The 11,384-nt window shown below is 27.2% G+C and carries 12 protein-coding genes and 3 pseudogenes; 14 read left to right on the top strand and 1 reads right to left on the bottom strand.

Annotated features, from left to right (window positions below):
• A pseudogene (locus BM384_RS11670) lies at positions 1-203 on the bottom strand (IS5/IS1182 family transposase); the annotation flags it as partial.
• Between the two features lie 629 nt (positions 204-832).
• On the opposite strand from BM384_RS11670, the gene BM384_RS11665 reads away from it, so the two are divergent.
• The 14 genes and pseudogenes from BM384_RS11665 to BM384_RS11600 all read left to right on the top strand — a co-directional run.
• Positions 833-1,573 carry an acyl-[acyl-carrier-protein] thioesterase gene (locus tag BM384_RS11665; RefSeq protein ID WP_090013798.1) on the top strand — a complete coding sequence of 247 codons (741 nt, stop codon included), beginning with the start codon at positions 833-835 and terminating at the stop codon, positions 1,571-1,573.
• Between the two features lie 111 nt (positions 1,574-1,684).
• Entirely contained in the window at positions 1,685-2,092 is a 408-nt protein-coding gene (locus BM384_RS11660) for a phosphate-starvation-inducible PsiE family protein (RefSeq protein ID WP_090013796.1), read from the top strand.
• A 78-nt stretch (positions 2,093-2,170) separates the two neighbouring features.
• A complete protein-coding gene (gene fliB / locus BM384_RS11655) occupies positions 2,171-3,388 on the top strand; it encodes a flagellin lysine-N-methylase (RefSeq protein ID WP_090013795.1) in 1,218 nt (405 codons plus the stop codon).
• Between the two features lie 296 nt (positions 3,389-3,684).
• Positions 3,685-4,278 (top strand): DUF975 family protein, encoded by a 594-nt coding sequence (locus tag BM384_RS11650; RefSeq protein WP_175537357.1) that lies wholly within the window; start codon positions 3,685-3,687, stop codon positions 4,276-4,278.
• Positions 4,279-4,387: 109 nt separating this feature from the next.
• Positions 4,388-5,404, top strand: a complete 1,017-nt coding sequence (locus tag BM384_RS11645) for an alpha/beta fold hydrolase (RefSeq protein WP_175537356.1) — start codon at positions 4,388-4,390, stop codon at positions 5,402-5,404.
• Between the two features lie 95 nt (positions 5,405-5,499).
• Entirely contained in the window at positions 5,500-6,669 is a 1,170-nt protein-coding gene (locus BM384_RS11640) for a serine hydrolase domain-containing protein (protein ID WP_090013790.1), read from the top strand.
• 187 nt (positions 6,670-6,856) lie between these two features.
• Positions 6,857-7,483 (top strand): hypothetical protein, encoded by a 627-nt coding sequence (locus BM384_RS11635; RefSeq protein ID WP_090013788.1) that lies wholly within the window; start codon positions 6,857-6,859, stop codon positions 7,481-7,483.
• Positions 7,484-7,506: 23 nt separating this feature from the next.
• Positions 7,507-8,064: a phosphatase PAP2 family protein gene (locus BM384_RS11630; RefSeq protein WP_090013787.1), complete on the top strand. Its 558-nt coding sequence runs from the start codon at positions 7,507-7,509 to the stop codon at positions 8,062-8,064.
• A 125-nt stretch (positions 8,065-8,189) separates the two neighbouring features.
• On the top strand, positions 8,190-8,651 hold the full coding sequence (locus BM384_RS11625) for a NanQ anomerase/TabA/YiaL family protein (RefSeq protein WP_090013785.1): 462 nt from the start codon (positions 8,190-8,192) through the stop codon (positions 8,649-8,651).
• 148 nt (positions 8,652-8,799) lie between these two features.
• A complete protein-coding gene (locus BM384_RS11620; protein ID WP_090013784.1) occupies positions 8,800-9,426 on the top strand; it encodes a flavodoxin family protein in 627 nt (208 codons plus the stop codon).
• Between the two features lie 205 nt (positions 9,427-9,631).
• Positions 9,632-10,385 (top strand): annotated as a pseudogene (locus tag BM384_RS11615) (DUF2087 domain-containing protein).
• 21 nt (positions 10,386-10,406) lie between these two features.
• A complete protein-coding gene (locus BM384_RS11610) occupies positions 10,407-10,709 on the top strand; it encodes a rhodanese-like domain-containing protein (protein ID WP_090013782.1) in 303 nt (100 codons plus the stop codon).
• Between the two features lie 39 nt (positions 10,710-10,748).
• Positions 10,749-11,015 (top strand): ATP cone domain-containing protein, encoded by a 267-nt coding sequence (locus tag BM384_RS11605; RefSeq protein WP_090013781.1) that lies wholly within the window; start codon positions 10,749-10,751, stop codon positions 11,013-11,015.
• Between the two features lie 95 nt (positions 11,016-11,110).
• Positions 11,111-11,384 (top strand): annotated as a pseudogene (locus BM384_RS11600) (IS1182 family transposase); the annotation flags it as partial.

Genomic DNA, 11,384 nt, shown 5'->3' with positions numbered 1-11,384 from the left:
TTTAATAAAAGATATTTAAACATACGAATTGGATCTATAGCATTTCTACCATTATTAGAACAATATTTATTAGAAAGTTCGTCATAAACAAATGAAAAGTCAATTAATTCATTAATTTTTCTCAGCATATTGTCTTTGGGAACAACCAAATCATAAATTCCTGTATATTCACTTAAAATCATTGTTTCTTGCTTTTTTATCACTCTAATCACCCTTATTATTTAATAAATTAAGTATAACATAAAAAGCCCAAAAGATTGTTGAATAACAATCTTTTGGACTTAATTTTCCGAAGGGCACTTTTTCAGTGCCCTTCTAAAAAATAGTGCTCTTTTTTAGATGTAAAACATATACTATTAGTGAGAGAAATTACAAAAAGTGTATACTATTTTTAACTACAAAAATAAGAAAAGGGGATTAGAATTATGAGTGCAATTAACCCTTCAACTATAATTTATGCAGTAGTTATACTAAGTATTTTGTTAATTCCAATTAGAATATCATTTTTTATTTTTTCCCTTATTCAATCCTTAAAAAATAGAAGGTAAAATAGGGCTTAAGTTAATTGTTATAGGTGTATAGAGTTTTATCTATACGCTTTTTTGATTTTTAAAAATTAGATATATTTTTATCACTTTTATTCATAATACAGCCTTTTGTTTTTTAAAGAAATCTTAACATATTAATATTATATATTTGAAATTTAATTAAAGTTAATAAAATTATCACTAAATTATGGATGAAATATACAAAAAAATAAGGAAATGGTGTAAAATTGTTGTATAAAAGAGTATCAAGTGAAAAGAATAAAATATGAAAGGGAGATGGGATTATGAGAGAAATAGAAAAAGAGTATGAGGTTCATTATTATGAAATTGATAGAAATGGTAATTTGACAGCTAATGCACTTTTAAGCTACTTAGAAGATTTATTTGTTTATCATTTATATGTTAATGATTTAAACTTTAAATATTCTGCTAAAAATAAGCTAAGCTGGATAATAGGACAGTGGGATATAAACATGAAAGAGTATCCTTCTTTCGCAGATAAGATATATATAAAAATTTATCCTGTAGCTTATAAAAAATTTTACTTGTGGAATAAGTATGAGATTTATGATAAAAATAGAAAGATTATAGGAAGTGTTGATTCGGCTTGGTTATTAATTAATACAGAAAGTAGAAAACTTGAAAACATTTCAGAAGTTTTTAAGAAGGCCTTTGAATTAACTAAGGATGATGAGAAAATGGGTAAAATAGAAAAACTACAGAAAATACAATCAATAGATAATGAAATAAGTGTTAGTGCAAAGTATACAGATATTGATACTAATGGACATGTGAATAATATTACTTATCTATCTTGGGCTATAGAAACAATACCTATGGATATAATTGAAAAGTATAAAATTAGTAATTTACAAATTAAATATTATAAAGAGTGTATGTATGGTGAAAAAGTAAACTCAAGATGTGAGATAATGAAACAAGAGAATTCAGTTCAAAGTAGACATGAGATAGTTAATAAAAATGGTGACATAATTACCTTTTTTAATATTATATGGGTAGAATAGAAAATATAAGTGTTTTTTGAACTATGCAAATATTGTTAAAATTAAAAATAACTATACATTCTGCAGAATATATGATAAATTTAATAAAAATAATATTTTACAGGAGATTTTATGAAAAGAAAAATACAAAAGAGAATTTTACAATCATCTTATGTGATTGAAATTATAATTGCGATTCTATTAATTGGAGTAACTGGAGTATTAACGTTAAATCTAGTGGTAGATGTGAAAGATATGATTCTTAGCGGACAGGGGATTTCTGGTTTTGATGGTTTTCTTGAAGTAGTTTTAAATCTTGTTGTTGGTATAGAGTTTATAAAAATGTTATGTGAGCATACACCAGATGCAGTAATAGAAGTGCTTGTATTTGCAATTGCAAGACAAATGATTGTAGAGCACACCTCCAATTTTGAAAATTTAGCTGGAATTATATCAATAGCTATTTTATTTATAGTAAGAAGATACTTGTTAAAGGCTAAAATTAAAGATGATGAAAGTTTAGAAGAAAAAGATATATAAAAGTTTTTTATAGACTGAAAAGTTTTATAAATAGTGATAATATATAGATATACAATATATCAAAAAGAGGAAGATAAAATGAACAAAAAAGTAAAGGTAATAAGTCCATCTTACATAAAAGAATTTAAATGTATTGGCGGAGAATGTGAAGATACATGTTGTGCAGGATGGGATATAGATATTGATAAAGTAAGTTTTAAGAAATATTTTAAAACTGAAAATACTGAAATGAAAAAGATGTTTCAGAAAAATATTTACAATAATGAGTATTGCACAAGTCCAGATGTTGATTATGGTAGAGTAAAGCTTAAGAAGGGAAAAAGATGTCCTTTTTTAGATGATAAAAATTTATGTGTTATCTATAGTAACTTAGGAGAAGATTATTTATCTAATGTATGTACATGTTACCCAAGAATATTAAATCTTGTGGATGGTAAATATGAAAGATCTTTAGATGTTGCATGTCCAGAAGCAGCAAGAATAATTCTTTCTAAAGAAGAAGGTATTAAATTTGAAGATAGAGAAGAGCCTTTAGGAAAAAATATAGTGTCAGGAATGATAGATACTAAATCAAAGGACTTTAAAGGAACTCTTATTAAGTATTTTAATGAACTTAGAAATACAAGTATAAAGATTATGCTTAATAGAGACTATGATTTAAGTAAAAGACTTTTTGTCTTAGGATGTTTTTTAGAGAATGCAGAAGAAAAGTTTTATGAAGAAGGAAATCTTAATAAATTATTTGCAGAATATGATGTTTATAATGTTTTAGATGAATATGAAAAGAATAAGTTTAATTATCTTCTTCAAGTATCTTTCTTTAAGGCGTTATTAACTGATTTAAATGTATTTAAAGAAATTGATAGTGAATCATTTAAAAAGTATTCTAGGGAGCTTTTTGAAGGTTTTGATTTAGATAATATAAAAGATATAACTGAAGATTCAGAGAAGTTTATTAAGGCATTTAGTGAATATGAAGAGTCATATTTAAATAAGTATAGTTATGTATTTGAAAATTATTTAGTAAATTTCATGTATAATAACTTATTCCCATTTACAGAAAGTGAATCAGCCTTTGATGGTTACATAATGCTTCTTGTTAGATTTTCATTTATAAGATTTTATCTTGTAGGAAGAGCTTTAAGAAATGGAACTGAAAGCATGGAAAATATAATTAATATGATTCAATCCTTCTCAAAAGCAGTTGAGCATCATAAGACATTCTTAAGTGATGTACTTGAAGATATTAAAGATAAAGAATTTGATAATATGGAATTTGCAAAAACTTTATTATAATTGCAATATTAATAAATAAAGAGGAACTCATTGAAATCTAAGCAAGGAGTTCATTTTTTAATGCATAGAAAAGTATAAAATTTTGTTGATGTTAAACACTGATTTTGACTGGCTTTCTCATATGGAAGTTGTCAAATGCATTAAAAAATAATTGTAGGCCGCAAAACAAAGCTGCTTTCTGCGCTGAAAAGCGTGGCGTCAGCTACTTTGTTCATATTAATCTATATTTTGTTAATAATTATTAAGGTCATGAATACAATAGTATTGTTATAGTAATAATTTATATGGGAGAAAATATGGATAGAGTAGAATTGAAAACTGCAGCTAAGAATCAGATTAAAGGCAATATAGGAGCTTATTTTGTTTGTATGCTTGTTACAGCTGTTATTTGTGGCGCATTAGAGTGTATTCCTAAGGTTGGACCTATTATAGCTTTTATTTTTGTTTCGCCTATTTCATTAGGATTTACACATTTAGCATTAGGTATGACACGTGGAGAAAAAGTTCATGTGAAAAAGCTATTTGAGAGTTTTAACGATTTTGAGAGATCTTTATTAGTTAATTTACTTGTAGCAATATTTACATTTTTATGGTCTCTTCTTTTAGTAGTACCAGGTATTATTAAAGGTTTAAGTTACTCAATGTCACTTTATATCTTAGCAGATAATCCTGATATGACAGCAAAGGAAGCTTTTGAAGAAAGTAAGACAATGATGGAAGGACATAAATTAGAATTATTTGTTCTTATACTTTCTTTTATACTTTGGGACATACTTACAGTTGTAACATGTGGCATTGCATCAATTTATGTTGCACCATATAAAGTAGCTACATTTGCTAATTATTATAATAAGCTTAAGAATGAAGAAGTATCAGAAGTAATAGAATAGTTATTAGTTTTAAAATCTAGTCATATTAACCTGCTTATAAGCATAATTAATGTTTATAAGCAGGTCTTTTACATATACTAAAGTGATATTTATTTTTATAGGTGATATTGTGAAAATTTTTAATGCTTCAAATAGTAAATTTAAAATCATTGATTTGTCTAAAACAGAAAATGAATTTTATATATCTGACAAAAACTATAAATATGAAAGGGTACATAAGATAAGGCCCTTTTTAGAAAAATATGTTAGAAGGTGTAATTTTTATACTAGAGATAATTTGAAAATATATTATGAAAAATATATTAATCCAAAGGCAGATAAAGCTATTGTTATTTCTCATGGTATGGGAGAATGTACAGCTAAGATGGAAGAGGTAATATATTATTTTTTTAAAGCAAATTATTCTGTTTTTATAATGGACCATAGAGGTCATGGAAATTCTGAAAGGGAGATAGAGGATTTAACTATCATTCATATAGATAATTTTGAAAAATATGTACTAGATTTTCATGAGTTCATAGAAAAAATAGTATTTAAAAATTATAAGGACTGCTATTTATATGGACATTCTATGGGAGGGGGAATTGGAGCATTCTTTATAGAAAAATATCCTGATATATTTAAAAAGGTAGTTTTAACAGCACCTATGATTGAGATGAATACCTTTATTCCTAAAGGACTTCTTAAGTTAATAGTTAAGGTTGGAATAATTAATGGGGAAAATAAACACTCCATATTTCCTAATTATACTTTTAAAAGTGTAGAGGATTTTCAAGTTTTTTGCTCAACCTGTAAGATAAGAGCTTCTTATTATTATAGTAAGGTTCTTATGCATAAGAGGTATGACACCTATGGATTAAGTTTTGATTGGCTAAAATCTTCACTAGAAGGAACCTTTGAAATTCAACAAAGAAAAAATATGGCCAAAGTAAAGTCCAAGGTATTAATGTTTGAGACTGAAGATGACTATCTTGTAAAAGGAAAAGCTATGAGAAGATTTGCTGAAGGAGTGAGCTGTGCAGAGCTTATTTTTGTTCCAAATGTTAAACATGAGCTTTATAATACTTATAATGATGTGATGATACCTTATTTTAATACTGTATTTGAATTTTTAAATGAAGAGTAGTTATTTATTTTACCTGTACAGATATTTTATGGTACAGGTTTTTTGATGTAAAAATATTTTATAAATGATATAATATAGTAAAACGAGGTGGTTTAATGGGGATTAAGAGTAAAATTATAGATGAGATGATAAATAGAGAAATTACTGAAGGTAATATTTCAGGAGCTAATATTTGCATATTAAAGGATAATGAAATATTTTATAAAAAGTCTTATGGTATGGCAGATATAGAGAACAATATAGAAATGAAGGAAGACACTATTTTTAGAATGTATTCTATGACAAAGCCAATTACAGCAGTTGCAACCATGATTCTTTTTGAAGATGGAATTATAGATTTATATGAACCAGTTTCTAAGTATTTAGATGGTTTTAAAAATCAAAAGGTTTATGAGGGGGATAAGCTTATCTCTGTAAAAAGTGAAATGACAATTAGAGATCTTTTAAATATGACTTCAGGTCTTTTATATCCAGAGGATTGGAATAAAGCAGGACTAGAGGTTAGAAACTTTTATCTTGAAACAAGGGAAAAACTTATAAAGGGAGAGAAAGTAAATTCCTTGGAATTTTTTAATATTTTAGGAAGTCTTCCTTTAGGTTCTCATCCTGGAGAGAGATGGCATTATGGCAGTAGTGCAGATGTGCTTGGACAGCTTATAGAAGTTGTAACAGGAATGAGGCTTGAAGAGTTCTTTAAGGAAAGAATTTTTAAACCTTTAGGAATGAAGGATACTAGTTTTTTTGTTCCAGAAGAAAAAAGAAATAGATTTTCTAAGCTTTATACCTATGATGAGGAAACTAATAAATTAAAGCCTGGAATATTTACTAGAATAGATTTTAATACTTATAGAGAGGATAACCCATTTCAGCTTGGAGGAGAGGGATTAGTTTCTACAATTAATGATTACGCTAAATTTGCATCTATGCTTCTAAATAAAGGTGAATATAATGGTGTAAGAATATTAGGTAAAAAAACTGTTGATTTTATGACTAGAAATCAATTAGATGATAATCAGATGAAAACTCAAGATTGGGAATCGTTAAGGGGATATGGGTATGGTAATCTTATGCGTATTCTTTTAGATAAGTCAAAAGCTGCTACTAATGCTGGCATAGGAGAATATGGATGGGATGGATGGCCTGGTAATTATATTACTATAGATCCAGAAGATAATATGATATTTATGTATTTTATTCAAAGAGCAGATACTGGTACAAGCCTTTTTACAAGGAAGCTAAGAGCAGTTGTCTATTCAATGATTTAGATAATATATTAAAATTTTTATAAATAGAAGAATAAAAGTCTGTCTTGTTAAAAAAATAAGGCAGGCTTTTAATTATTGTAATAAGTAGTATTATAGGACATATAAGATTATAAGTAGAAGTTTTTAGTTGTTGACTAGATTTGGCTTGGTTGATACCATAAAGTAAGTTAAGAGAGGTGAAAAACAAATGAAGCTAAGTAAATCTGTAAAAGGTCTAAGTAAAGCTATAGGCTTTGATTCAATCATAAGTTCTATAATAACTATAGCTTTAATAGCAGGAGTAATTATAGGTATTTTTTCATTAAATAATGATCATGTATGGGAAGATATGATTAAAGATAGTAACAGAAAATATGAATATTCAGCTTATGATAAAAAATATGTTAATGGAGCTAGTGGTGAGGTAGAAGAACTATATAAAAATGCTCGTATATTATATGGATATTCTGATATAGATAATTTATCACTTGAAGACTATTCTACTGAAAACACTGTAATTTATGGATGGGATGCAGAGGATTCAAAGAGATTAAATAATGCTATTGAGGAAATTTTACAGGAGATTACTGATTTGAAAAATCAGACAAGCTTCAAGAAAAAAGATAGAAAAGTCATTGCAGAAAGTTTGAAGATGATAAGATATTTTTGTAATAATCAACAGGTCATAGATAAGGTAAGGGTAGAGATGAAACTTACAAGTAAAGTTTCTAAAGTAGATAGTAAGTTAAATATATATATTATTAGTGATGGTGGCTCAGAGTATTTTAAGGGCTATTCTGATAAGTTAAATTCATTAAAAAATATAGTTAAATAAATAGATTAAATGGAGGAGAATACATGCAGTTTATTCAAAACATAGATACAGCAATTCTTATGTTTATTCAAAATCATTTTACATCACCTTTAGCAGACAGTTTTATGGTTGCTATAACATCAGTGGGAAATGTAGGAGCCTTATGGATTGCAATCACACTTATATTTTTAGTAAGTAAAAAATATAGAAAATATGGATTAATGCTTTTTGCATCATTGGTGCTATGCAGTATTATTGGCAATTTAGGAATAAAACCTTTAGTAGCCAGACCAAGACCCTATAATTTTGATGATAGTATTACGCTTCTTATTGATAAGCCAAGGGATTTTTCCTTCCCATCAGGACATACAATGGTATCCTTTGCTTCAGCAACTATTATTTATTACATGAATAGAAAGTTAGGAGTCATAACATATATTTTAGCAGCGTTAATTGCTTTTTCTAGATTATATTTATATGTTCATTATTTTTCAGATGTATTGGCAGGACTAATAATTGGTATACTAATCTCTAAATTTGTTATAAAAGTAGAACAAGCTTATAGAATAAAAAAGCATAGTGAAAAAAATGTGAAAATGTAGAATTTGGCATTATTAGTGTTATCATAACATTAATAATGTCTTTTGTATTAGATGAATAATATTGTAAAAAAACATAAAATGTAGTAAAATGTATACAAGATTGAAAACGATTTGGAGGAAATAAAATGATTTTAGAAAACTTAAAAAATGCATATGATTATTCATCATTAAACAAAAATTTCAAGAAAGCATTAGAATTTTTAAAGAATACTGATTTAGAAAGTTTAGAACCAGGAAGACATGAAATAGATGGAGCAAATGTTTTTGCTAACGTACAAGATTATGAAACTTTCAAAGAAGAAGAAAGAAGATGGGAAGCTCACAAGAAATACATAGATATTCAATGTGTTATAACTGGTACTGAAATTATGTACTGTGAACCAGTTGAAAGACTAGAAATAATGGAAGATAACTTTGAAGAAAAAGATGTTGCTTTCTATAAGAATATAGAAAATGCTTCAAAACTAGTATTAAAGGATGGAGATTTCGCTATTTTCTTCCCAGAAGACGCACATAAACCATGTTGTGCATTAAACAACGAACCATCAAAGGTTAAAAAAGTAGTAGTTAAAGTAGCTGTAGCATAATATATTAAATTGAAAGATCAATGCAGTAATAGGCATTGGTCTTTTGTATTTAATAATAAATTTTTCAATATATGTATTAATATTGAAAAATACTTAATAAAAAGAGATAATAATATAAGGAGTTTATTAAATTATAGGGGGAATAAAAATGAAAGTAATCGCATTTAATGGGAGTCCTAAGGCTAATGGAAATACATATGTTTCAATTAATGCAGTAGCTGAGGAGCTAAGAAAAGAAAATATTGATGTAGAAATAATCAATTTAGGAAGCAAAAATATCACTGGATGTAAAGCCTGTGGAGGATGTTCTAAAACTGGAAAATGTGTATTAAAAGATGAAGTTAATGAATGGATTGAAAAAATGAAGGATGCAGATGGAATAATTTTAGGTTCACCAGTTTATTATGCTGGGTTAAATGGAACTATGAAAGCATTTTTAGATAGAGCCTTCATGCTTATTGGAGCAAACGGAGGATTTTTAAGACATAAGGTTGGAGTTAGCGTTGCAGTAGCTAGAAGAGCAGGAACAATTCAAGCTGTAGATGAAATGAATAAATTCTTAAGCTATTATGAAATGGTTATTCCAACATCAAATTATTGGGACGTAGCTTTTGGAGGAGCACCAGGAGAAGCTCAGAAAGATCCAGAAGGTATGCAGATAATGAGAGTTTTAGGCAAGAATATGGCATGGGTTATGAAACTTATTGAAAATGGAAAAGGTGTAGTAAAGGAACCAGAAAGAGAAGTTAAGGAAAAAACTATATTTATAAAATAAGGCTTTATTATTAAAGATAGTTATATAAAAAGAGCTATGAATTTAAAAAATTCATGGCTCTTTTTCTTAGTAAAAAAATTTAAAAAGTAGATAATGAAAATATAAAACTATGTATTAAGAAACAAATTGTTAAAAAGTCTATAAATATATAGACGAAATATAAAAACAATAATATGCTATAATTGTAAAATAAGGAGTGATAATTATGGAAAAAAATATGTTTTGGGATGCTGATTTATTAGAATTAAGAAAAGGGTATATAGAAGATGGGGAGCAGATAAGATGTTTAATTTGTGAAGAGGTTTTTGAGAAAGGTAGAATTTATGATATAGAATCAAAATTGTATGATGCTAATAAGGCATGTGCAATTCATATAAAAAGAAAGCATGGTTCTATGCTTAATTATCTAATCAACATGAATTCTAAGTTTACAGGTATATCAGAAGTACAAAAAGAAATAATAACATTAATGGCAGAAGGAGTGTCAGACAAAGAAATGGCAGAAAAACTTAAGGTTGCCCCTTCTACCATTAGAAATCATAGATATAAGCTAAGAGAAAAGGAGAAACAATCTAAGTTATTTTTAACTATGATGGATTTATTAAGTGACAATACAAATAATAAAATAACAAAGCTTGAGGATACTGAGATATGTGATGTTCCAAAAACAGCATCTCAAGTGGATGATAGATTTAATATTACAGAAAAAGAAAAGGAAGCAGTAAGAAAATCCTACTTTACAAAAGAGGGGGCTATAAAAAGTTTCCCATCAAAAGAAAATAATAGTATTAAGTAATATAATTACTAACTTTAAGAGTGGAGAAATATATTCAGAAAAAGATATAAATAAAGTATTAAAGAGAATTTATGATGATTATGTTACAATAAGAAGAGCCCTTATTGAATATGGTTTCTTAGGTAGAACAGATGATTGTAAAAAATATTGGGTTAAAGAATAGAAAAATTAGGAGGTTGATGTGATGTTTGAGTATAGAGGAATAGATGTAAATGATCTTGATGAAATAGTAGAAGAAATTAATTTAATAGATATAAGAGAGTATCATGAATTTAAGATAGGCACAATAGAAGGAGCAAAAAATATTCCTTCAGAAGAGCTTCTAAAGAATCCAGAAAAATATCTCGATAAATATGAAAAATATTATATTATGTGTAGAGCAGGTTCAAAGAGCTTAAAGGCATGTAAGGAACTTTCTGCAAAAGGTTATGATGTATATGATGTAGAAGGTGGTTTTAGTTCTTATGAAGGTGATAAAAGAATATAATATAAAATTTAAATTTTAACATATTAGGAGGAATAAAAAATGAAGGTTATAAAAAAGGATGGAAGAATTCAAGAATTTGATAAGGAAAAAATTTACGGAAGTCTAAATAATGCTGTTGTAGGCATGGACGAAGAGAAATTTAATGAATCAGATATAAGAGTTTTAGTAAGCGACATTGTAAACAAAATTAATTCTATTAGAAAAGATAATGATAGTACATCATCTTATGAAATTAGAGGTATTATTGCAGATGCATTAATTGAAGATGGCTTTTCAGACGTCTTAGATATTTATTTAAACAATTAATAATTTGTTTTTTTAGGGGATGTAAAAAAAACTCTCCTAAAAAGAAAATCGCTGTAGGCATTAAACTTACAGCGATTTTTTGGTAAAATTAAATTATGATACCAAATAATTTTACTAATAATAATTTTATAACAAAACAATTAAAATTACCACTGGAAATCGAAAAAATTATTGATATTTCAGATCCGGTATATACTTTCTGTGATGTAATAGATCACATTGACCTAAAATCATATTTTGCAGGGGAAGGCTGCAAAACAGGTCGTCCAAGATGTGATTCAGAGAAATTACTTAAAGTTATACTATTCGCATTTATGCAGAACGGAATAAGTTCTTTAAGAGAATTAGAAGGTCTTTGCAAAACAGATA

This window comes from Clostridium sp. DSM 8431 (assembly GCF_900116755.1).
Taxonomy (GTDB): Bacteria; Bacillota; Clostridia; order Clostridiales; family Clostridiaceae; genus Clostridium.
The sequence above is the reverse complement of the archived record's forward strand: the minus strand, read 5'-3'. Positions and strand labels throughout refer to the sequence as shown.